The sequence below is a fragment of the Verrucosispora sp. WMMD1129 genome (genome assembly GCF_029581255.1).
GTDB classification, from domain to species: Bacteria; Actinomycetota; Actinomycetes; order Mycobacteriales; family Micromonosporaceae; genus Micromonospora; species Micromonospora sediminimaris.
Map to the genome: position 1 here is coordinate 2,886,402 of NZ_CP120741.1, position 21,928 is coordinate 2,908,329.

The window sequence follows — 21,928 nt, forward strand, 5'->3', positions numbered from 1 at the left end:
GCAGCGGAAGGGCCCACACTGTCGGAGCGCGGAGACCCCGGCCGACCAGCCGGGGGTCTCCGCGCCGCCGTATCCGGCCCAGCATCAGCACGGACAGTGGGGCGCCGACGTGTCCTCGCGGTTCGTTCGGTGCTGGCGGCGGGAGCGGGCGATGTGGTGCAGGACTCACGCCCGGTCGTGGGACCAGCGGCCGGTCGGGGTGGCTCTGGTGCGAGGATAAGGATCGGCAGTGTCGCCGGACCGGGGCCCGGATCCTCCGACCGAGCCGTGCGGGGTACGCATGGCGTCCTCGATCCGCATCGGCGTGGACCAGGCCCGACCCGCCCATTCGGAAGGATCTTCAAGACCGTGGCTGACGCACCGACCATCCGGATACCCGACGAGATCAAGCCCGCCGACGGCCGATTCGGCTGCGGGCCGTCCAAGGTCCGTCCGGCCGCGGTCTCCGCGCTCGCCGAGGTGGCCACGAGCTACCTGGGCACCTCGCACCGGCAGAAGACCGTCCGCGACCAGGTGGCCCGGCTGCGCTCCGGCATCGCCCAGTTCTTCTCCCTCCCCGAGGGCTACGAGGTGATCATCGGCAACGGTGGCACCACCGCCTTCTGGGAGGTCGCCACGTTCGGCCTGATCCGGGACCGGGCCCAGTTCGCCAGCTTCGGCGAGTTCGGCGCCAAGTTCGCCAAGGCCGTCAAGGACGCGCCCTTCCTCGGTGAGCCGACGGTCCGCAAATCCGACGCGGGCAGCGCCCCGGCCCTGGCCGCCGAGGCGGGCGTGGACGTGTACGCCACCCCGCACAACGAGACCTCGACCGGCGTCGCGGTGCCGATCGGCCGGGTGGCCGATGCGGACCCGGGCTCGCTGCTGCTGGTCGACGCCACCTCCGGCGCCGGCGGGCTCGAGGTCAACGTGGGCGAGACCGACGTGTACTACTTCGCCCCCCAGAAGTGCTTCGGCTCGGACGGTGGGCTCTGGCTGGCCCTGATGTCGCCGGCCGCGCTGGAGCGGGCCGCCGAGATCAAGGCCTCGGGGCGGTACATTCCGGCGTTCCTCGACCTGGTCACCGCGATCGACAACTCGCGGCTGGAGCAGACGTACAACACCCCGGCGCTGGCGACCATCTTCCTCGCCGCCGAGCAGACCGACTGGATGAACTCCCAGGGCGGTCTGGCCTGGGCGGCCAAGCGCACCGCCGAGAGCGCCTCGGTCGTCTACGGCTGGGCCGAGCGCTCCTCCGTCGCCACGCCGTTCGTCACCGACCCGGCGCTGCGCTCCAACGTGGTCGCCACCATCGACTTCGCGGACGGGGTGGATGCCGGGGCGATCGCCAAGGTGCTGCGCGCCAACGGCATCGTCGACACCGAGCCGTACCGGAAGCTGGGTCGCAATCAGCTGCGGGTCGCGCTCTTCCCGGCGGTCGAGCCGACCGATGTCGAGGCGCTGACCGCGTCGATCGACTACGTCGTCGAGCGGCTGTAACCGCCCGACCGGCCATACCACGGGCCCGGCACCCCCGTTCGGGGCGCCGGGCCCGCACCGTACGACGCCACGGTCGACGTCCGGCAGTCAGCCGATCCCGCACCACTTCGGACCGTCTACCACGCCACTGTCGGCCACCGACAGCTGACCCGCCACACAGTGGCGGAGCAGGCGGATCCGCCGCTTACCCGGGCGTGGCGTCTCCCACCGGGGCACGGATGGGCGTACCGTGGAGCGCAACGCCCCGGGTGGCCGGCTCGTGGCGTACGGCCAGCGAAGCGGGACGGAGGCAACGCGATGCGCCCAGTACGCTTCGTCGCCCTCTCCGAGGACGGCCAGGCCCTGGTGCTCGCCGACGAGGTCGGGCGACTGCTCGCCCTGCCGTTGGACGAGCGTATCGCCGGAGCGCTGCACGCCGAGCCGGGTACGCCCACGCTCGCGGTGGCACCGGCCGCCGCCGACCCGGTGCCCTCGCTGTCTCCTCGGGACATCCAGGCCCGGATCCGCTCCGGTGAGTCCGCTGAGGACGTCGCCCGGATCGCCGGTGTCCCGGTCGACCGGGTGCTCCGCTACGCCGGGCCGGTGCTCCAGGAGCGCGCGATGCTCGCCCAGCACGCCCGGCGTACCCGGCTCAAGGGTGCCGAAAAGCCGACGCCGCTGGCTGAGGTGGTCAACGGCCGGCTCGCGCAGCACGGGATCGACACCGAGAAGATCTCCTGGGACGCGTGGCGGCGCGACGACGGCACCTGGCGGATCGTCGCGACCTGGCCGTCCGGCAAGGCCACCGCCCAGGCGGTCTGGGATCTGGACAAGACCCGGCAGTCGGTCGCCCCGCACGACGACATGGCGCAATATCTCTGCGCCGAGCGTCCGACGCCGATCCTCGGCCAGGAACCCGCACCGGAGCGGGGCGGCCACGCCCTGCCCGGCCCCTCGCGCGGCGAGCCGAGCCGCGGGGGGCACGGGTTGCCGTCGCCTGCCGAGCCGGGGCGCTCGGGGCGTGACCCGATCCGAGCCGGCCGCGACGCCCTGCTCGCCTCCCTCGACCGGCCCCTCGGCGCGACTTCGGGCCGTGGTCTCGAACCGCGCTCACCGGCCGCTCTTGCCGGCGGCCCGGACGCCCAGCGCCAGCGGGCGGTCGCGGGGGGCGCTGCGGCGCTGCTCGGCGGCGGTCAGGGCTCGGCCTTCGACGACGACGCGGACGCACCAAAGGAGGTCCCGGCGGTGCCCTCGTTGGCGGTGCTGCGGCCCCGCCGGACGAACGCGCCGGCCGCTGGTGGCACCGAGTCCGGCGAGGCCGGCGGCAAGCCGCGCAAGCGTCTCCCCAGCTGGGACGACGTTCTCTTCGGCAGCGGCCCGGCGGCCCGCGAGTCATCCTGACCCGCGGGCCCCGCGCCCGCCCACGCCGCCGCCCCTTGTGGATTCAGAGGGGCCAGGCGGCGAGCCGGTGGTAGCTCGCCGGGGGTCCGGGCCGGCTGTGCACCAGCACCAGCTCGTCGGCGGCCCAGGGCGGCCCGAGGTAGGCGTCGAGCGTGGCCAGGTCCGCCTCAATGTCGGCGTGCGGCAGCCGGTCTCCCGGGCGCGCAATGGTCAGGTGTGGTCGGAAAGGTCTCTCGTCGCCGGGTAACCCCGCCGTGGCCAAGGCGACGCGCACGGCACCGGCGAGGGCCCCCAGGCGGGTGACCTCGCCGCGTACGTCGACCCAGAGCACGGTGCCGCGGCCCCAGCCGAACCGGCCACCGCCGCCCAGCCGCAGTACGGGCGGACCGCCCCGCCCTTCGCCCACCGCGGCACCGCCGCGCGCATCGCCGACGGCGTCACCGAGAACCTGCCGCACATCGTCCAACCGGGCCGGGTCGACCTCGCCGAGGAAGGCGAGGGTGAGATGAGCCCTGGTCGGGTCGACCAGCCGGACGTTCGTGCCGGCAGCCGAGGCCGCCGCCAGCCGCAGCCCGGTCACCTGCGCGGTCAGGTGCGCAACGGCATCGGCCGGCGGGTAGATCGCAGTGAAGAGTCGCACCTGTCACAGGATGGCAGTCAGTGGTTCCGCTCGGGCTGCTCGGGGCGGGCGGCGGGCAGGCGTAGGCCGGCGGCGTCCAACTCGGCCTCGACGCGTACCCGTTCGAGCTGCCGGTCCAGACCGGACAACTCGGCGAGATGCTCGGTGATGCCCAGCGCCTGGCAGGCCAACCGAAGCCGATCGTCGTACGCGTGGAGCACGTCGCGGTGCCACACGACCGGTCTGCTGCCGCCGGCCCGATCCCGACGCAGACACCGCAGGTCGGCGGCGATCTGCTCCAGCGGCCGCCGCTCCGCCCGGTCGAGCGCGTCGAGGTCGACCCGGTCGGCGACCGCACCCGCGTCGGCGGCCTCGTTCAGCCGGGCTACCAGGCACCGGTCGCGGCGCCGCTGCCGCCACTCGCTGTACCGACAGGTCAGCCGGTCGACGATCTCGTCGGTGCAGACGGCCAGCGCGATCAGCACCGGCACGAAGACCACGGCGGCCAGCGCCACGGCCAGGAGCACTATGCGTAGGACCTCCACCCATCGAAGCTATGCCGCTGCATAGCGTCACGTAAGCGATTTTCCGCATTCCGGGGCCAGGTGGGTGGTGCGGCAGGCTGGCGCGACGGTGAGCCGACCCGCCGACCGACCCGTGCTCACATCTCGGTGACGTAGAAGCGGGGCAGCGGCAGGATGCGGAACCGCAGTCGAGCACCCGCCCGGCGCAGCTGCCAGGCCAGCGCCAGCAGCGCGGTGGTCAGCGAGAGCAGGCCACCGGCCCAGATGCTGGCACCGGCGCCGAAGGTCTCCGCGACCCAGCCGATGATCGGCGCGCCGACCGGGTTGGTGCCGAGGAACACAAGCACCCACAGCGCCATCACCCGTCCACGGAAGGCGGCGTCGGTGCCGAGTTGCACCCGCTGGTTCGCCGCCTGGGCGAAATAGACCATGAAGAAGCCGGTCGGTGGCAGCAACGCGACCACCATCCAGTACGCCGGGGCCAGCCCGACGAGCGTGCCGAAGGTGGCGCAGCCGATCGCGGCACCCAGGACCAGCCACACCGAGGGGCGGCTCCGCCGCCCGGTCCCGGCCAGCGCGCCGATCAGCGCGCCGACCGCAAGCGTGGTGCTGAACAGGCCGAACGAGGCCGCCCCGGTGTTGAAGACGGTTTTGGCCAGGGCCGCCAGCGTCAGCTGGAAGTTGAACAGCGACATCCCGATCACCGACATCACCACCATCGGTAGCAGCAGATCGGGACGGCGGGCGACGTAGCGCAGCCCGTCGAGCACGGTCGCGGCGGCCCGCTCGTCGCGCGGTGGCAGCGGGTCGCGGTGCAGTTCGGTCGGGCGCATCCGGATCACCGTGACCAGCGGCGCGATCGAGCTGAGCGCGGTGACGAGGAAAACCGGCCCGACGTCGAAGAGGGCGATGGCCAGGCCGGCCACGGCCGGGCCGACGATCCGGGCCGAGTTGAACACGGCCGCGTTGAGCGAGAGCGCGTTGGGCAGCAGCGCCGTGCCGACCAGTTCGGAGACGAACGCCTGTCGTACCGGGGTCTCCATCGCGTTGGCCACACCGAGCAGGGCGGCGAAGACGAAGACGTGCCAGAGCTGAACCAGATCGGTGAGCACCAGCACGCTCATGGCCAGCGACAGCACGGTCCAGAACGCGTTGGCGATGAAAAGGAGCATCCGCTTGTCGTACCGGTCGGCGAGCCGGCCGGAGAGCAGCGTGAGCAGCAGCACCGGGGTGAACTGGAGGGCGACGACCACGCCGAGCGCGGTGGCAGAGTCGCCGGAAAGCTCGAGGACCAGCCAGTCCTGGGCGATGAACATCATCCAGACACCGATCAGCTTGACCAGTTGCCCGAATGCGAAGAGCCGGTAGTTGCGGACCTGTAGGGACTGGAACATCGTGCTCAGCCTTGCCTGCACTCTTGGTGCGCCTCCTCGCGGTCGTACGCGTCGTCAACGACGGACGGCACGGCGCGGGGCGCACACCCGGTGTGCGCGGCGTCAGGCGCGGGAGATTCGCTGAAGGATCTCCGCAGCCCGGTGCAGGGTCTCCCGGTCGGGGTCACTCAGCTCGGCCAGCCGGCGGGCCAGCCATTCGTCCCGGACCCGCTCGAACTGGTCGAGCACGGCCCGGCCCCCCTCGGTCGTCGCGAGGATGACCTGCCGGCCGTCGGTCGGGTGCGGGGTCCGCTGCACGAGGCCACGCTCCTCCAGCTTCGCGACGATCTTGGTCATCGTCGGTGGCTGCACCCGTTCGACGTCGGCGAGTTCCCGCGGCGTGAGCGCGCCCGCCAGCCGAAGACTGGTGAGCGCGGACAGTTGGGTGACCGTGAGGTCACCAACCGGCCGGGCCTGGCGGACCCGCCGGTTCAACCGGGTGATCGCATCACGCAGCTGAAGGGCCAGCTGCGCCGGTGGCATGCTCTGAGCCGTCACCGTCCGCTCCGTCACGATAGTTAGCCTAACTAATTAGCCGACCGGGCCGCAGCGGATATGACCATGCTCACCCCGACGTATCTCCTGCTCCGGGCCGGGGGTGCGGATCACGTCAGACGGATCACACACCCCCGGCCCGGGCGGCTGTCAGAAGAGCAGCGCCTCGATCGGGCCGCGCAGGAAGTACACCACGAACAGCGCTGCCACCGCGTACAGCAGCGGGTGGATTTCCCGGGACTTGCCCTTGGCCAGCTTGATCACCACGTACACGATCAGGCCGGCCCCGATCCCGTTCGAGATCGAGTAGGTGAACGGCATCAACACGATGGTGAGGAAGGCCGGGATGGCGATCTCGTAGTCGGACCAGTCGATCGTGCGTACCGCCGTCATCATCAGGAAACCGACCACCACCAGCGCGACGGACGCCGCCTCGAACGGGACGACCACCACCAGCGGCGCCAGGAACATGGCCAGCAGAAAGAGCACGCCGGTGACCAGGTTGGCCACTCCGGTCCGGGCACCCTCCGCGACACCGGCGGCACTCTCGATGTACGACGTGTTGCTGGAGACGCTTGCCGCACCACCGCTGGCCGCCGCGATCGAGTCGACCAGCAGGATCTCCCTGGTGCGCGGCGGGGTGCCCTGCTCGTCGAGCATGCCGCCCTCCTGACCGACGGCCACCATGGTGCCCATCGTGTCGAAGAAGTCGGTGATGAGCAGGGTGAAGATGAACATCAGCACGACCAGCCAACCGGCCCGCCCCCACGAGTCCAGCACGTTGAACTGACCGAGCAGGGAGAGATCCGGAACGTCGAACGGGTTGCTCGGCAGCGTCGGAACGTTGAGCGACCAGCCCTTCGGGTTCGGCACACCGTCGACGAAGGAGGGGCCGATGTTGCCCACCGCCTCCACCACCATGGCCAGCGCCGTGGAGGCGAGGATGCCGACCAGGATGGCGCCCTTGACCCGGCGTACCACCAGCACCAGGGTCACCAGCAGGCCGACCACGAAGACCAGCATCGGCCAGCTGACGAGCTTGCCGCCGATGCCGAGACCGACCGGGACGGTGGTGTTGGCATCGTCCGGAATCCGCCGGACGAAGCCGGCGTCCACCAGGCCGATGATGGTGAGGAACAGACCGATGCCGACACCGATCGCCGTCTTCATCTGGGTCGGCACCGAGCGGAACACCGCCGTCCGCAGCCCGGTCAGCACCAACACCGCGATGATCAGACCCTCGATCACCACCAGGCCCATCGCGTCGGCCCAGGTCATCTCGGGCGCGATCTCGTACGCCACCAGGGCGTTGACGCCGAGCCCGGCAGCCACCGCCAGCGGGAAGCGGCCGACCACGCCCATCAGGATGGTCATCAGACCAGCGACCAGGGCGGTGGCCGCCGCGATCGCTGGGATCGGCAGGGTCTGGTTGTCACCATCGACGGCGCTGCCGAGGATGAGCGGGTTGAGCACCACTATGTACGCCATGGTGAAGAAGGTGGCCAGGCCGCCGCGTACCTCGCGGGTGAGCGTCGAGCCGCGGGCCGAAATCTCGAAGTACCGGTCGAAGCCGTTGCGCGGCTGGCTCGAACCGGGTGGGGTGCCGTTGTCGGGCGGCGCTACTGCCATCAGGAACCTCACAGCGGATCATCGGGTTGTCGCGCGCATCGTCGCAGATGGCCGGCCTGTCGGAAAGCGGCGTCACGTACGCTGGCCGGGTGCCCACCCCGCCACCCCGTCCCGAGCCGCTCGACCCGCCGATGGTGCCGTTCGCCCTCGCCGGGATGGCGGCCTGGGCCGTCGCCGGGCTGGTGCTGCTGCTCTTCCGCGACCGGCTGGTCGCCGGTGGCCACGAGAACTGGCTCTGGATCTGCCTCGCCGGATTCCTGTGGGGCTTCCCCGGTCTGGCGGTGATGATGCGGCACGACGCCAACCGCCGTCGCCGTCGCGCCGCAGGTTGACCCGACGGGCGCCGACCACGGTCAGGAGTGCCCGTACGGCTCCGCCGGCTCGCCGCTCTCCACGGACCCGGCGGCACGGCTGACCGCCATCGGCTCCACCGCGCTGTCGTCGTAGACGGTGGGCATCTCGTCGACCGCCGTGTCGGCCTCGACAAGTGTCTCCGAGTGGGCACCGCAGCCGTGGTCGGCGCTTACCACCCGGCCGTCGTCCGGCGCGTAGAAGTTGCCGCAGACACCGAAGCACTGCCGCAGCCTGCCCGCGAGTGGCAGGTAGAAGCCGCAGGTGCCGCAGCGGGCGGCGGCGGGTGCGGAGGCGGAGATCGGCGCCGAGGGGCCGTGATCGCCGTCATACCAGCGTTGGGCCGTCTCGATCCGCCCCTCCCGTGACATCACCCGGGGCCGGCCCAGCCCCAGCTCCCAGACGGTCTCCTCGACCGCCGGGTCGTCGGAGAGGAGATAGCCGGGCTGGAGCCGCTCGTCGTCCGACGGGGTCGGCAGCAGGTCGCCGGGGCCGAGGTCGCCGGGCTTCAGTCGCTCCTGCCACGGCAACCAGCCGGGGGCGAGCAGCGCGTCCGGCCCGGGCAGCAGGACCGTCTCACAGATCGTCACCGTACGGCTGCGCGGCACCCGGGTCACGGTTACCGCCCACCGCCAGCCGCGATAGCCGGCCAGCCGGCACTCGAAGTAGTGCGTGACGAGCCGATCTCCCTCGGCGACGACCTGGAGGTGGTCGCCGACGTCGTCGGGGCCCACCTCGGTGATGCCGGCGCGCGCCACCTCGACGGCAGCGGCGCAGACCTGGTCAAGGCGGGCGGCACGGGCGGAAGCGGGCCTGGTCACCCGACCATTGTTCCCCATCGGGTGGGTGAGCCGTGAGGCACTCCCCAGAGGTGTTCTCCGGCGGTGGCGCAGCATTGCCCGGGCCGATGGGTCAGGATGGGTGCCATGCCGCTGTTCTCCCGCTCTGAGCGGTCCCTCCTGGGGCGGACCGTCGGCACCGGCATCCGCGCCACCCGGCTGATGCTGCGCGGCTCCCTGTCCAGCAGCCGCTGGGTGACCCGCAGCGCCGCGCGGGCCCGGGCCCGGGGTGCCGGCGGGGAGACCGGCATGGTCCGTCTGTTCGACCTGCACGCGATCTCCTGTGCCGGTGACACGCTGATCGCCATCGGGCTGGCCGGGACGATCTTCTTCAACGTGCCGCTCGGCGAGGCACGGAGCAAGGTCGCGCTCTACCTGCTGGTGACCATGGTGCCCTTCGCGATGCTCGCACCCGTGGTCGGGCCACTGCTCGACCACTTCCGGCACGGCCGTCGCTACGCCCTGGCCACGACCATGTTGGGCCGGGCGTTCCTGGCCTGGTTGATCTCCGACTACATCCACGGCTTCGGGCTCTATCCGGCGGCCTTCGGCGTGCTGGCGCTCTCCCGGGCGTACGGGGTGGCGCGTTCGGCGGCCGTACCCCGGCTGCTGCCGGAAGGGCTCGGACTGTCCCAGGTCGGTGCCCGGGCCAGCGTCTACGGCACGGTCGCGGGTGCGCTTGTCGCCCCGATCGGCCTGGCCGCGTTCTGGTTCGGACCGCAGTGGCCGTTACGGGTCGCATCAGTGATCTTCCTGGTCGGCATGGTGATCGCCCTCCGGCTGCCGCCGAAGGCGGACTCCGAACCGCCGGAACGGGTACCGCGACCACTGCGGGCGCTGCGTCGAGGCACGGACGAACGACCACTGGGCCGGGGCAGACCCGCTGGACGACTGGTGATCTCGACCCTGATCGGCGCGGCCACGCTGCGCGCGGTCTACGGTTTCCTGCTGCTCTTCCTGGCCTTCACCATCAAGGCGGGCGACCTGACCACCGTGGTGTTCGGGCGTGATCTGGGGGACGAGGGATCACTCGGCCTGGTCGGCGGCGCACTGGCCGTCGGCACCTTCCTGGCCACCGCGATCGGTACCCGGTTGCGCATCCACCGCCCGGCCGCCCTCCAGTCCAGCGGCATGGTGATCGTCGCCGGGGTCGGCGTGCTCACCGTGCTCAGCTTCTCGCTGCCGATGGTCGCCCTGCTCTGCGTGGTCACGGCGATGATGAGCGGCATCGCCAAGCTGGCCGTGGACGCCTCGATCCAGGAACGCATCCCGGAACGGCTGCGGGCCAGTTCCTTCGCCCATTCCGAGACGGTGCTGATGCTCGCCTTCGTCGCCGGTGGCGGGCTGGGGCTCGTACCCTTTGACGGCCGGATCGGCATCGCCGTCGCCGCCGGTGTCGGTGCCCTCGCCGCCGCCCGGGGCCTGGTGATGGCCCGGCGGCTCCGGGCCGAGAAGCTGCACGGACGGCCGCTGACCGACGACGAGTTGGCCGCTGAGAAGCAGGCCGAGTCGGAGCGCACCACCGAGGCGGAGCGTGAGTCCACCCCCACGTCCCCCGCCCCGTTCCAGGGTGGACGTGGTCCCGAGGAGCCGGGGATGGCACCGCCGGGCTTCCACATCTATCGCCCGTCCTCGACGATCACCGGTTCCGGTGGTGGCGACGACGAGACGCGGCGCAGCTCACCGGGGTCGCTCACGTGAGCGGTCTGCTCGTGGTGACCGCGGTTCCCGCCGAGGCGGAAGCGATCCAGTCCGGCCTCGCCGACCCGACCGTGGCGGTGCTGCCGGTCGGGGTGGGCCCGGCGGTCGCCGGTGCGGCGACGGCCCGGTTGCTGGCGCTCGCCGAGATGGCCGGCCGCCCGTACCGGGCAGTGGTCAGCGCGGGGGTTGCTGGCGGCTTCGCCGACCGGGTCGCGGTCGGCGACACCGTGCTCGGCACCCGGGCCGTCGCCGCCGACCTGGGCGCGGAGTCACCCGACGGCTTCATTCCGATCGACGAACTCGGCATGCCGGCCGAACTGCTCGGCGGCGGCACGGCCCTCGACGCCGACCCGGCACTGCTCGCCGGCCTGCGGGCCGCGCTGCCGGCCGCGACCGTGGGGCCGGTGCTGACCGTCAGCACCGTTACCGGCACCACCGCCAGCACCGAGGAACTGGTCCGGCGTCACCCGGAGGCGGTGGCCGAGGCCATGGAGGGGTACGGCGTGGCGGTCGCCGCCAGCCAGGCCGGCGTGCCCTTCGTCGAGCTGCGTGCCATCTCGAACCCGATCGGCCCCCGCGACCGCGACGCGTGGCGCATGCGCGACGCCCTCACCGCCCTCACCGCCGCCGCCTCCGCCCTACGCTGACGCGTCAACCCCATCCCAAGATCCGCGCAACTTCGGCGATGTTGCTGATTCGGGCCGAGTTCAGGCAGCAAGATCCGGGATGTTGCCCCGGATCTTGGGTGGGGGCGCTGCCGCGCTGGCAGCGGGTCGGGTCGACGGGGTTACGGTGGGGGTGTGGCGCTCTCGCTGGCGATCTCGCCCTGTCCCAACGACACATTCGTCTTCCACGCGCTGGTGCACGGGCAGGTGCCCGGCGCGCCGCCGGTCGAGGTGACGTACGCCGACGTGGACGTCACCAACACGGCCGCCGAGCGGGGCGCGTTCGACCTGGTGAAGGTGAGTTACGCGGCGATGCCGTGGCTGCTGGAGGACTACCACCTGCTGCCCTGTGGGGGTGCGTTGGGCCGGGGATGTGGCCCGCTGGTGCTCACCCGCACCGACCACGGCGGCGGACCGGAGCGCGACGATCTCACCGGTGCCACCGTGGCGGTGCCGGGTGACCGGACCACGGCGTACCTGCTGTTCCGGCTCTGGGCGGCCGGACGGACGCCGCGACGCATCGAGGTGGTGCCGTTCCACGAGATCATGCCGGGCGTGGCCGCCGGCCGGTACGACGCCGGCCTGGTGATCCACGAGGCCCGGTTCACCTATCCCCGACACGGCCTCACCGCCCTGGTCGACCTGGGCGAGTGGTGGGAGTCGGACACCGGGCTGCCGATCCCGCTCGGCGCCATCCTGGCCCGGCGGGGCGTGGTCGACCCGCAGCAGGCCGCCGGCTGGATCCGGGACTCCGTCCAGCGAGCCTGGGCCGATCCGGCGGCCAGCCGGGGGTACGTGCTGGCGCACGCCCAGGAGATGGAGCCCGACGTGGTGGACCGGCACATCGGCCTCTACGTCAACGAGTTCACCGCAGACCTCGGTGAGGCGGGGTTCGCTGCCGTCGAGGCGCTGCTCGGCCGGGCCGCCGACGCCGGGCTCGTGCCTCAGACCTCCAGCTCGCGGGCGACCGCGTGGACCAGCTGAGCGATCTTCTGCGCGGTCCTGCGATCCGGGAAGCGGCCCCGGCGCAGGTCAGGTTGAACCTTCGCCTCCAGCACCTTGATCATGTCTTCGACCAGGCCGTGCAGTTCCTCGGCGGGGCGTCGGCGCAGTTCCGCCACGGACGGCGGCGCGTCCAGCAGCTTCACCCCCATCGCCTGCGCACCCCGCCGGCTGTCCACCACGCTGAAGTCGACCCGCTGGCCGCCCTTGAGATCGGTGACCCCCGCCGGTAGCGCGCCCTTCGGCAGGAACACGTCGCCACCCTCGTCACTGGTGACGAACCCGTATCCCTTGGCCGCGTCGTACCACTTCACTCGACCCGTAGGCACCTGAGAACCTCTGCTTCGCTTGAACCGTCTACTGCCTCAAGGCTAGCCGGATCATCCCGTCGAGCGCCGCCGGGAATCCGGTGAGATCCGCAAGCACCGCCGCCGCCCCGGCGGCACGCAGCTCGTCGGGGGTACACGGGCCGGTGGCCACCGCGATCCCGGGCACCCCGGCCGCAGCGGCGGCCACCATGTCCGCCACGTGGTCGCCGACGTAGTGGGTCGCCCCGTGCGCCCGCAACGCGGTCGCCTTCTCCTCGGCGAACAGGTCACCGGCCAGCTCGTCCACGACCAGCCCAAGATGGTCCAGGTGCAGCCGGGCCAGCCGGCCGATCTTGGAAGTGACCACCAGCACCCGGCCGCCCCGGTCGCGGACCGCGGCGAGGGCCGCCACCGCGCCGGGCAGCGGCACGGTCGGTGTGATCGCGTACGCCGGGTACAGCTCGCGGTAGACGGTCACCGCCTCCTCGACCTGCTCCGGCGGGAACCAGTGGGCAATCTCGGTACGCAGCGGCGGGCCGAGCCGGGACACGGCGACGTCGGCGTCGACGGGTACGCCGGTCCGCTCGGTGAGTGCGCGATAGGTCGCGGCGATACCGGGACGCGAGTCGACGAGGGTCATGTCGAGGTCGAAGCCAACGGTCAACGGGGGCATCCTGGAAAGCTACCCGGCCAGCCGGACCGGCCGGGTCGTCCGATGGGCGGGAGTGGCCCCGACCGGGCTAGCGTGGAACGACGATGAGCACCTCACTCGCCGACCACCTGCGGTCGCTGCCCGACGAGTCCCTCGCCGCGCTTCTCCAGCTCCGGCCCGACCTCGTCGTGCCGGTCCCCGCCGACGTGGCCGCCCTCGCCATCCGGGCACAGTCCCGCGTCTCGGTGTCGCGCGCGCTCGACGGGCTGGACCAGTTCACGCTTCAGATCATGGACGCCGCCCGGTTGACCCGTGACCCGGCCGACGGCACCACCTCGGTCGACGGGGTTCTGGCCCTGGCCACCACCGGCCCCAACCCGCCCGCCCCGACCGCCGTCCGGGCCGCCGTCGACCGGCTGCGAGCCCGGTTCCTGCTGTACGGCCCCGACAACGCCCTGCACCTCGTCGGAGGCATCGACGAGATCTCTCCGTACCCTGCGGGGCTCGGCCGGCCGGCGACGGAGCTGGACCCGCGCACGGCCGCGCTCTGCGCGGACCCGGCGAAGCTGCGGCGGACGCTGCTGTCCGCGCCGCCGTCGGCCCGGGCGATCCTGGACCGGCTGGCCGCCGGCCCACCGGTCGGCAGCGTGCCGCCCGGGGCGTTGCAGGCACCAGCGGTCGGCGCGGACGACGACCTGCCGCCGGACGACACGAACGGCGGGGCGCCGACCGGGTCACCGGTGCGTTGGCTGGTCGACCACCGGCTGCTGGTGCGGGTCTCCGGCGGCAAGGGTGGCACCACCGGCATGGTCGAGCTGCCCCGGGAGATCGGGCTGCTGCTGCGCCGCGAGACCGGTCCGCTGGGCCCGTTGAGCAGCAGTCCACCCCGGGTGGCCGCGACGCCGCGCGAGCCGAAGGCTGCCGACTCCGCCGGGGCCGGGCAGACCATGGAGGTGGTACGCCACACCGAGGCGCTGCTGGAGCAGTTGGCCGCCGAACCGGCGCCGGTGCTGCGGTCCGGCGGCATCGGGGTACGTGACCTACGCCGGCTGGCGCGGGCCACCGGGTCGGACGAGTCCACGGCCGCACTGCTGCTGGAGGTGGCGTACGCGGCCGGCCTGACCGGTGAGATGGAGCTGCCCGGTGCCGCCGGTCGGTACGGCGCCGACCAGCAGGTGCTACCCACCGCCGGGTACGAGATGTGGCGTGCCGGTTCGCTGGCTCAGCGCTGGGAGCAACTGGCCCGGGCCTGGCTGACCATGACCCGACAGGTCGGGCTGGTCGGGCAGCGCGACGACCGGGACCGGCCGATCACGGTGCTGTCGGCGGAGGCGGAACGGGCCGGCGCCCCGGCCGCCCGGCGGGCGGTACTCGGCGTACTCGCGGACCTGGAACCGGCGGCCGCGCCCAGTGCCGAGGAGGTGTTGGCGCTGTTGGACTGGCGGGCGCCCCGACGCAGCCGTGGCCGGGAGAACGCGCATCGGGAGGTCCTGGCCGAGGCGGCCACGCTGGGCGTGACCGGGCTGGGGGCGCTCACCTCGTACGGGCGGCTGCTGCTGGCCGAGGCGACGGCGAGCGAGGACGACGCCACGGACGACCCGCTGGGGCTGCGGGCCGACGCCGAGGACGGTGGCAGCGCGATCCGGGTCCTGGACACGCTGCTGCCCGCTCCGGTGGACCACTTCCTCGTCCAGGCCGACCTGAGCGTGGTGGTGCCCGGGCCGCCGGAGCCGGCGCTCGCCGCCGAGCTTGAGGTGGTCGCCGAGCCGGAGTCGGCAGGTGGGGCGAGCGTGCACCGGATCACCACCGGCAGTGTGCGGCGGGCGTTGGATGCCGGCTACTCCGCGGACGACCTGCACGACCTGTTTCGTCGCCGGTCCCGCACGCCGGTGCCGCAGGGGTTGACGTACCTGGTCGACGATGTGGCCCGCAAGCACGGCGGGCTGCGCATCGGCTCCGCCGGGGCGTACCTGCGCAGCGACGACGAGGCGCTGCTGGCCGAGGTGCTTGCCGACCGGCGGGTGGAGGCGCTGGCGCTACGCCGCCTCGCGCCGACCGTGCTGGTGACGCCGTACCAGGGCGGCCGGCTGCTCAGCGTGCTCCGGGAGGCCGGCTACGCCCCGGTGGCCGAGGATGCCACCGGGTCGACGGTGCTGACCCGACCGAAGACCCGACGGGCACCGGCCAGGGTGTCGGTGGCGACCCGGGCGCTCGACCCGCTCGCCACCCCACGCCTGCCACTGCCGCGCCTGCTCGGCGTGGTGGAGCAGATCCGGCGGGGTGACGCGGTGGCGCGGGCGGCCCGCCGGGCTCCGGCGGTGGTGCGCGGCGCGACGTCGGACGGGCCGGTTCCCGCGCACAGTCACCACGACGCCCTGGCCGTGCTCCAACAGGCGGTACGCGACAAGGCGCTGGTCTGGGTCGGCTACGTCGACGCGCACGGGGCAACCGCGTCCCGGCTGGTGCGGCCCGTCTCGCTCGGCGCGGGCTACCTGCGTGCCGAGGACGAGCGCACCGAGATGCTGCACACCTTCGCCCTGCACCGGATCACCGCGGCGGTGCTGGAGAAGTGAGGTTCAGCGGCGACTGCGCCGCACCGACCCGACGATCGCCACGATCAGGAGCAGGGTGAACCCGGTGCCGGCCGCCTCGCCGACCGAGTCGACGAAGCCCTGCTGGAGCACCAGCCAGCCGAACAGGAACCAGCCGAACAGGACGACACCGACGATCGCGTACGCGACCACGGTGGCGGTGGAGACGGGTTCGGACGGCTCTGCCTGCTCGCGCTCAGGGACAACTTCCTGGTCAACGGTCATCTGCCCTCCCCCGTACGGTCCGGCCCTGGAACGTCAAGGGTGTCACCCTTGACGGCTGTCGGCCAGCACCATCGGGTACCGATCCGACTCTGTCCGTATCCGGGCGGTACCGGCGGCGCAACGGTGGGGTGGGGCGCCGGTACGGCCCCGGGCGCGCCGCTCGCCCCCGTTGGCTTCCACTGCGACGGGAACGGCCCCCGCTTTCCTGGCCCGTCCGGCCGTGGATCGAACGCGCTGCGCACCGGCACCGACCGGCATGACGACCGCGAGGGCGTACGGTGGCCCGTTTCGCGACCCATCGGGCCGCCGACCTCGACAACTCGTCCCCTACTGCTAGACGCACCGAAGTACCGGCAGGGTTGCGCAGGATGAGCACTTTCTCGCCGCCCGCCTGCACGTGCAACACTGGATGGTCGCCCGGTGGCAGGTCAGCCACCTGCTCCGGCGGCCGGATCAGCCGTACGGACGAGAGGATTCGGCGTGAGTGGTGGACCACTTATCGTGCAGTCGGACAAGACCCTCCTGTTGGAGATCGACCATCCCGACGCACAGTCCTGCCGGATGGCCATCGCGCCTTTCGCCGAGTTGGAACGCTCGCCCGAGCACGTGCACACGTACCGGTTGACGCCGCTCGGGTTGTGGAACGCCCGCGCCGCCGGCCACGACGCCGAGGGCGTGGTGGACGCGTTGATCAAGTATTCGCGGTACCCGGTGCCACACGCGCTGCTGGTGGACGTGGCCGAGACGATGGACCGGTACGGACGGCTCCAGCTCGCCAACGATCCGGCGCACGGCCTCGTCCTGCGCGCCCTGGACCGGGTGGTCCTGGTCGAGGTGGCCAAGAGCAAGAAGCTCGCCGGGATGCTCGGCAACCGCATCGACGACGACACCATCGCGGTGCACCCCTCCGAGCGGGGGCGGCTCAAGCAGGCTCTGCTCAAGCTCGGCTGGCCGGCGGAGGACCTCGCCGGGTACGTCGACGGCGAGGCGCACCCGATCGAGCTGGCCGAGGCCGGCAAGGACGGTGGTAAGGCGTGGACGCTGCGGTCGTACCAGCGGGAGGCGGTCGAGGCGTTCTGGGCCGGCGGGTCGGGTGTGGTGGTGCTGCCCTGCGGCGCCGGTAAGACGCTTGTGGGTGCGGCGGCGATGGCGGAGGCGAAGGCCACCACGCTGATCCTGGTCACCAACACGGTGGCCGGCCGGCAGTGGAAGCGGGAGCTGATCGCCCGCACCTCGCTGACCGAGGAGGAGATCGGCGAGTACTCGGGCGAGCGCAAGGAGATCCGCCCGGTCACCATCGCCACGTACCAGGTGCTCACCTCGCGGCGCGGCGGCGCCTTCACCCACCTGGACCTGTTCGGTGCCCGGGACTGGGGCCTGGTCGTCTACGACGAGGTGCACCTGCTGCCCGCGCCGATCTTCCGCTTCACCGCGGACCTCCAGGCCCGCCGCCGGCTGGGCCTGACCGCCACCCTGGTACGCGAGGACGGCCGTGAGGGCGACGTGTTCAGCCTGATCGGCCCGAAGCGGTACGACGCGCCCTGGAAGGACATCGAGTCGCAGGGCTGGATCGCCCCCGCCGAGTGTGTCGAGGTCCGGGTCACCCTGACCGACGCCGAGCGGATGGCGTACGCGACGGCGGAGGCGGAGGAGCGCTACCGGATGGCGGCCACCGCCCGCACCAAGCTGCCGGTGGTACGCGCCCTGCTCGACCGGCACCCGGGCGAGCAGACGCTTGTCATCGGCGCGTACATCGACCAGCTGCACCAGCTGGGCGAATATCTCGACGCCCCGATCGTGCAGGGCTCCACCACGAACAAGGAGCGCGAGCGTCTCTTCGACGCGTTCCGCACCGGGGAGATCCGCACTCTGGTGATCTCCAAGGTGGGGAACTTCTCCATCGACCTGCCCGAGGCGGCGGTGGCGATCCAGGTGTCCGGCACGTTCGGCTCCCGGCAGGAGGAGGCGCAACGGTTGGGGCGGGTGCTGCGCCCGAAGGCCGATGGCCGGCAGGCGCACTTCTACTCGGTGGTCTCCCGGGACACCATCGACACCGAGTACGCCGCCCACCGGCAGCGCTTCCTCGCCGAGCAGGGGTACGCGTACACCATCGTCGACGCCGACGACGTTCTCGGCCCGCCCCTCCCCACCGTCGACTGACCGGATCGCCGGCAAGATCCGTGCAACATCCCTGTTGTTGCTGCCTCACCTCGGGGCAGACAAGCAGCAACAGGGATGTTGCCGCATCGGAGTCGTCCCTCAGAGCACGCGGGTGACCTGCTCGGCGGCGATGAGCGTGTCCCGGCGGGACGGGTCGAGGTTGGCGCAGAGCAGCACCGAGGCACCGGCCGCCAGCGGGGCGAGCAGCCACTTGAGCGGCTGGTCGTGCTCGGCGACGTCGACCAGCAGCCGGTCACCGACCCGCAGGTCGAGTTGCTCGGCCACCGCCCTGGCGATCGAACCCCACTCGGCGTAGCTGGTGCCGTCCGGGCTGGCCGCGTCGTTCGCGTGCAGCACGGGCCGGCCGGTCGGGGCGACGCCGTGCCGCAGCACCTCCACGGACCAGTCGAGCCAGCCGACCGGTACGTCGACCAACGGCTGCGGTCCGGTGCCGACGAGGTAGCGGTGCAGCCCGTCCGGTACGTCCTCCAGCCAGTCGTCCAGGCGCTCCGGGGTCACCAGGACCGCGTCGTACGGCCGGTCGCCGCCCGGCTCCAGCACCGGCAGCCCGGCGGTGGCGCGCGGCCGGAACGACACCTCAAGCCCCACCGCCCAGGCCCCCAACAGCACGGCGGCGGTACGCCAGTGCGGCGGCAGCAGCACCGCCACCCGGCTGCCGGGGATCAGGCCGCAGCCGTCCCGCAGCAGGCCGGCGGCCCGCGCCGACCATTCGCCCAGCTCAGCGGCGGTCATGTCGTGACGCGCACCGGTCCGGTGATCGAGGTGGCTGAGCAGTGGCCCGTCCCGGTCGGCGAGACCGGCGGCGGACGGTACGGGAAGGGCAGCGCGCATACGTACGTCCTACTCCTGCCGCTCGGGCCTGTCGAGGCCGACCCTCCGCCCCGGGCCGGCCGAAGACATGACTGATGGCATTGGTGCGGGGTACCACGGCACCGGGAGAGTCAGAGTCATGACTACTCACGGCGAAGATCGGGCAGCCCTCGACGGCGTCCGGCAGCCGATGCTGCGGCGGCTCGTACCGGTCGTGGCGCTGCTGTTCCTCGCCCCCTGGGCCGCCGAATGCTCGTGGGGTGGTTTCGCCGGCACCGACATGCTGGGCGTGGTGGTCGTCCTGGCACCGATGTACGGGGGCGCGGCGGTGCTCATCCGGGAGGCGGCCCGACGCACGGGCGGCGGCTGGCCGATGATCGTGCTGCTGGCGGCGGGGTTCGGGGTGGTTCAGGCGGGCCTGGTGGACCAGTCGCTGTTCAACCCCGACTACCTGGCCGACACCGAGTTCGCCGAGCTGAGCGCGGCCGACCGCACCCGCGTTCCGGTGCTGGGCATCAGCGCGCAGGAGGCGATCAGCTTCCTCGGTAACCACGTGGCGTTGACCATCTGCGCGCCGATCGCCATCGTCGAGTCGTACCTCTCCCCGGCCCGCCGGCTGCGGCCGTGGCTGGGCGCGCCCGGCTTGGTCGCCGTGACCGTCCTCTACCTGCTGGGCAGCCTGCTCGTCTTCGCCGACGACAGTGGACGCAAGGGGTTCCTGGCCAGCCCCGGTCAGCTCATCGGGGCGACGTCTGTGGTCCTCGCCCTGGTCGCGGTGGCGGCCCTGCCCCGCTGGCGGCGGCGACCACCTCCGGCTCCGGCCGACGCGCCCCGGCCGACCCGTCCGGGCCTGCTGGTGCTGCTCGTCTACCTGGGGGTCAGCATGCTCTCCGGCTGGGTCGGCGTCGCCGTGTCGGTGGTTGTCGTCGCCGCGCTTGTGGTGATGTTGGTCCGGTGGTCGGGACGCACCGGGTGGGGTCAGCGGCACGTGTTGGCAGGTGCCGCCGGGGCGCTGGTCGGGGCGGCCGTGCTGGCCTACCTGGTGCCTCCGTACTCACCGGCGTCACCCACCCAGGCGTTGGTCAGCGACGTGATCGTCAGCCTGCTCGCGATCGCCATGCTCGCCGGGGCGTACGCGCGACTGCGGCGGCACGGCGAGTCGTCACCCGTGGCACCCGCCAGCTGAGCGGATCGCGGCTGTCCTACTCCGGAAGCTCGGGGCCGCCGTCGAGCAGTGGGGCGAGCAGGTCGCCGTGCTTCTCGATCCGGTCCAGCACCTCGCCAGCGGTGTAGGGCTTGGTGGCCGGACGTCGGCCCGCCGCACCGGCGGATACCTCGTCCCAGGTCAGCGGCGTCGACACCGACGGGACGGGCTGGGCGCGCAGCGAGTACGGGGCCACCGTGGTCTTCGCCGCGTTGTTCTGGCTCCAGTCGATGAAGACCTTGCCCGGTCGCAGGTTCTTCGCCATCTTCGAGACCACCAGTTTCGGCTGGTCGCGTTCGAGTTCCTGGGCGATGCGCCGCGCGTAGGCCGACACGTTGTCGGCGGGCTGGGTGCCGGAGATCGGGCAGCAGAGCTGCATGCCCTTCTTGCCGGAGGTCTTCGGGTAGGCGGTCAGGCCGTCGGCGGCCAACCGGTCGCGCAGCGACAGAGCGACCTGGCAGCACTGCTTCAGCGCCGCCGGGGCGCCCGGGTCCAGGTCGACCACCATCAGGTCCGGGTGCGCGCCGACCTTCCACTGCGGGGTGTGCAGTTCCAGGGCGGCGAGGTTGGCCAGCCAGACCAGGGTGGGCAGGTCGTCGGCGACGACGTAGTCGATGGTCTCCCGACCCTTGGTGGAGCCCGGCGCCGGCAGCGTCTCGACGCGTACCCAGGACGGGGTGGCGGCCGGGGCGTTCTTCTCGAAGAACGAGCCGCCGGTCACCCCGTTCGGGTAGCGGATGCGGGTCAGCGCCCGGTCCGCCAGGTGCGGCAGCAGCACCGGGGCGATCCGGGTGTAGTAGTCGATCACCTCGCCCTTGGTAAAGCCGGCCGTCGGGTAGAGGACCTTGTCCAGGTTGGACAGCTCCAACGTGCGGCCCTGCACGTCTACCGGGAACCGCTCAGCTGGCATCGTCGACCTCCTCGGCCGGTTTGTCCGGGCGGATCCGCAGGACTCGGGGGAACCGCAGCCGCCCGTCCGGGGTGCGCTGGCCGTACTTCACCTCCACCACGACCCGGGGAGTTACCCAGATCGCGCCCCGGGCATCCTCGCGGGGGACGTCGCCGCTGAACGGCGAGCCGGTGGCGCGCAGGGGCTCCAACTCGCGCAGCAGTTCCCGTTCGAGGGCGGCACCGATCCCCCCACCGACCCGGCCCCGGTAGACGAGTCGGCCGTCCGCGCCGGGGACCCCGACCAGCAGGCCACCGATCCGCCGCGCGCCGGGTCGCCAGCCGCCGACCACGAAGTCGCCGGTCACCTCCAGCTTGACCTTCACCCAGTCCGGCGAACGCACCCCGGGCCGGTAGGCCGACTCGACCCGCTTGGCCATCACCCCTTCGAGGCCGTGCTCGCCGGCCGCCTCGTAGGTGGCCGGGCCGTCGGAGAAGACCGGGGGCACCGCCCACCGCGCCGCGCCCAGCGCCAGGCCGTCGAGGGCTTCCCGCCGCCGTGCGTACGGCCAGCCGGTGAGGTCCTGACCGTCCAGCCGCAACACGTCGAAGATCATGTACGTGACCGGTACGGTTGCCGCCAGCCGGGCCGCCTTGGCGGCGTTACGCACGTGCATCCGCTCGGCCAGGGCGGTGAACGAAGGCCGCCCGGCCTGGTCGAAGAGGACCACCTCGCCGTCGAGCAGGACGTCGTCGGCCTGCTCGCTCAGCGGAATCAACTCGGGGTAGGCGGTGGTGATCTCCACACCGGAACGCGCGTACAGGCGTTGCCGTCCGGCGACGATGTCGGCCAGCGCGCGTACCCCGTCCCACTTGAACTCGTACACCCAGTCGGGACCGGTCGGAAGCTGCCCGGTCATCGCGAGCATCGGCTTGAGCGGCGCGCCGGACACAG

21 protein-coding genes are annotated in these 21,928 nt (G+C 72.3%); 9 read left to right on the forward strand and 12 right to left on the reverse strand.

Going from position 1 to position 21,928, the window contains the following annotated elements; translation table 11 throughout:
- The first annotated feature begins 348 nt into the window (after nucleotides 1-348).
- Nucleotides 349-1,476: a phosphoserine transaminase gene (gene serC / locus O7624_RS13215; RefSeq protein ID WP_282240210.1), complete on the forward strand. Its 1,128-nt coding sequence runs from the start codon at nucleotides 349-351 to the stop codon at nucleotides 1,474-1,476.
- Between the two features lie 297 nt (nucleotides 1,477-1,773).
- Complete coding sequence (gene sepH, locus O7624_RS13220) at nucleotides 1,774-2,856, forward strand: septation protein SepH (RefSeq protein WP_282240211.1); 1,083 nt, start codon at nucleotides 1,774-1,776, stop codon at nucleotides 2,854-2,856.
- A 43-nt stretch (nucleotides 2,857-2,899) separates the two neighbouring features.
- On the opposite strand, the gene thpR is transcribed toward sepH, so the two are convergent.
- The 5 genes from thpR to O7624_RS13245 form a co-directional block, all read right to left on the reverse strand.
- Nucleotides 2,900-3,496: an RNA 2',3'-cyclic phosphodiesterase gene (gene thpR / locus O7624_RS13225; RefSeq protein WP_282240212.1), complete on the reverse strand. Its 597-nt coding sequence runs from the start codon at nucleotides 3,494-3,496 to the stop codon at nucleotides 2,900-2,902.
- Nucleotides 3,497-3,513: 17 nt separating this feature from the next.
- Nucleotides 3,514-4,020, reverse strand: coding sequence for a hypothetical protein (locus O7624_RS13230; protein ID WP_282240213.1), 507 nt, complete (start codon nucleotides 4,018-4,020; stop codon nucleotides 3,514-3,516).
- 116 nt (nucleotides 4,021-4,136) lie between these two features.
- Nucleotides 4,137-5,414: an MFS transporter gene (locus tag O7624_RS13235; protein ID WP_282240214.1), complete on the reverse strand. Its 1,278-nt coding sequence runs from the start codon at nucleotides 5,412-5,414 to the stop codon at nucleotides 4,137-4,139.
- A gap of 81 nt (nucleotides 5,415-5,495) precedes the next feature.
- Nucleotides 5,496-5,945, reverse strand: a complete 450-nt coding sequence (locus O7624_RS13240) for a MarR family transcriptional regulator (protein ID WP_170863417.1) — start codon at nucleotides 5,943-5,945, stop codon at nucleotides 5,496-5,498.
- Between the two features lie 132 nt (nucleotides 5,946-6,077).
- Nucleotides 6,078-7,556: an NCS2 family permease gene (locus O7624_RS13245; RefSeq protein ID WP_093404218.1), complete on the reverse strand. Its 1,479-nt coding sequence runs from the start codon at nucleotides 7,554-7,556 to the stop codon at nucleotides 6,078-6,080.
- Between the two features lie 131 nt (nucleotides 7,557-7,687).
- On the opposite strand from O7624_RS13245, the gene O7624_RS13250 reads away from it, so the two are divergent.
- The gene (locus O7624_RS13250; RefSeq protein WP_232511232.1) at nucleotides 7,688-7,888 is read left to right on the forward strand and encodes a DUF2530 domain-containing protein; all 201 of its coding nucleotides are present in this window, start codon (nucleotides 7,688-7,690) and stop codon (nucleotides 7,886-7,888) included.
- 21 nt (nucleotides 7,889-7,909) lie between these two features.
- Here the strand turns inward: O7624_RS13250 and O7624_RS13255 are convergent, their stop codons facing one another.
- Nucleotides 7,910-8,746 (reverse strand): DUF3027 domain-containing protein, encoded by an 837-nt coding sequence (locus O7624_RS13255; protein ID WP_282240215.1) that lies wholly within the window; start codon nucleotides 8,744-8,746, stop codon nucleotides 7,910-7,912.
- An 87-nt stretch (nucleotides 8,747-8,833) separates the two neighbouring features.
- Here O7624_RS13255 and O7624_RS13260 point away from each other — a divergent pair, with 87 nt between their 5' ends.
- The 3 genes from O7624_RS13260 to O7624_RS13270 all read left to right on the forward strand — a co-directional run bounded on the left by O7624_RS13260 (nucleotide 8,834) and on the right by O7624_RS13270 (nucleotide 12,096).
- Complete coding sequence (locus tag O7624_RS13260; protein WP_093404216.1) at nucleotides 8,834-10,447, forward strand: MFS transporter; 1,614 nt, start codon at nucleotides 8,834-8,836, stop codon at nucleotides 10,445-10,447.
- The gene (locus O7624_RS13265) at nucleotides 10,444-11,094 is read left to right on the forward strand and encodes a futalosine hydrolase (RefSeq protein WP_282240216.1); all 651 of its coding nucleotides are present in this window, start codon (nucleotides 10,444-10,446) and stop codon (nucleotides 11,092-11,094) included. The genes O7624_RS13260 and O7624_RS13265 overlap by 4 nt, the downstream gene beginning before the upstream one ends.
- 153 nt (nucleotides 11,095-11,247) lie before the next feature.
- On the forward strand, nucleotides 11,248-12,096 hold the full coding sequence (locus tag O7624_RS13270; protein WP_282240217.1) for a 1,4-dihydroxy-6-naphthoate synthase: 849 nt from the start codon (nucleotides 11,248-11,250) through the stop codon (nucleotides 12,094-12,096).
- Here the strand turns inward: O7624_RS13270 and O7624_RS13275 are convergent.
- Nucleotides 12,057-12,443, reverse strand: coding sequence for a cold shock domain-containing protein (locus tag O7624_RS13275; RefSeq protein ID WP_093404122.1), 387 nt, complete (start codon nucleotides 12,441-12,443; stop codon nucleotides 12,057-12,059). The two genes, O7624_RS13270 and O7624_RS13275, sit on opposite strands and share 40 nt — an antisense overlap.
- Nucleotides 12,444-12,471: 28 nt before the next feature.
- The gene (locus O7624_RS13280; RefSeq protein WP_093404120.1) at nucleotides 12,472-13,095 is read right to left on the reverse strand and encodes an HAD hydrolase-like protein; all 624 of its coding nucleotides are present in this window, start codon (nucleotides 13,093-13,095) and stop codon (nucleotides 12,472-12,474) included.
- Nucleotides 13,096-13,178: 83 nt separating this feature from the next.
- Between O7624_RS13280 and O7624_RS13285 the strand changes: the two genes are divergently transcribed.
- The gene (locus tag O7624_RS13285; protein ID WP_282240218.1) at nucleotides 13,179-15,647 is read left to right on the forward strand and encodes a helicase-associated domain-containing protein; all 2,469 of its coding nucleotides are present in this window, start codon (nucleotides 13,179-13,181) and stop codon (nucleotides 15,645-15,647) included.
- Between the two features lie 3 nt (nucleotides 15,648-15,650).
- On the opposite strand, the gene O7624_RS13290 is transcribed toward O7624_RS13285, so the two are convergent.
- Nucleotides 15,651-15,890, reverse strand: a complete 240-nt coding sequence (locus O7624_RS13290) for a hypothetical protein (RefSeq protein WP_093404117.1) — start codon at nucleotides 15,888-15,890, stop codon at nucleotides 15,651-15,653.
- A gap of 480 nt (nucleotides 15,891-16,370) precedes the next feature.
- Between O7624_RS13290 and O7624_RS13295 the strand changes: the two genes are divergently transcribed.
- A complete protein-coding gene (locus O7624_RS13295; RefSeq protein WP_210937468.1) occupies nucleotides 16,371-18,050 on the forward strand; it encodes a DNA repair helicase XPB in 1,680 nt (559 codons plus the stop codon).
- 99 nt (nucleotides 18,051-18,149) lie between these two features.
- On the opposite strand, the gene O7624_RS13300 is transcribed toward O7624_RS13295, so the two are convergent.
- Nucleotides 18,150-18,902, reverse strand: a complete 753-nt coding sequence (locus tag O7624_RS13300) for a TIGR03089 family protein (RefSeq protein WP_282240219.1) — start codon at nucleotides 18,900-18,902, stop codon at nucleotides 18,150-18,152.
- A gap of 118 nt (nucleotides 18,903-19,020) precedes the next feature.
- Here O7624_RS13300 and O7624_RS13305 point away from each other — a divergent pair, with 118 nt between their 5' ends.
- Complete coding sequence (locus O7624_RS13305; protein WP_282240220.1) at nucleotides 19,021-20,067, forward strand: hypothetical protein; 1,047 nt, start codon at nucleotides 19,021-19,023, stop codon at nucleotides 20,065-20,067.
- A gap of 16 nt (nucleotides 20,068-20,083) precedes the next feature.
- Here O7624_RS13305 and ligD (O7624_RS13310) read toward each other — a convergent pair whose 3' ends face one another.
- Nucleotides 20,084-20,995 carry a non-homologous end-joining DNA ligase gene (ligD, locus tag O7624_RS13310; protein WP_282240221.1) on the reverse strand — a complete coding sequence of 304 codons (912 nt, stop codon included), beginning with the start codon at nucleotides 20,993-20,995 and terminating at the stop codon, nucleotides 20,084-20,086.
- The gene (ligD, locus tag O7624_RS13315; RefSeq protein ID WP_282240222.1) at nucleotides 20,985-21,926 is read right to left on the reverse strand and encodes a non-homologous end-joining DNA ligase; all 942 of its coding nucleotides are present in this window, start codon (nucleotides 21,924-21,926) and stop codon (nucleotides 20,985-20,987) included. The genes ligD (O7624_RS13310) and ligD (O7624_RS13315) overlap by 11 nt, the downstream gene beginning before the upstream one ends.
- Nucleotides 21,927-21,928: the final 2 nt, after the last annotated feature.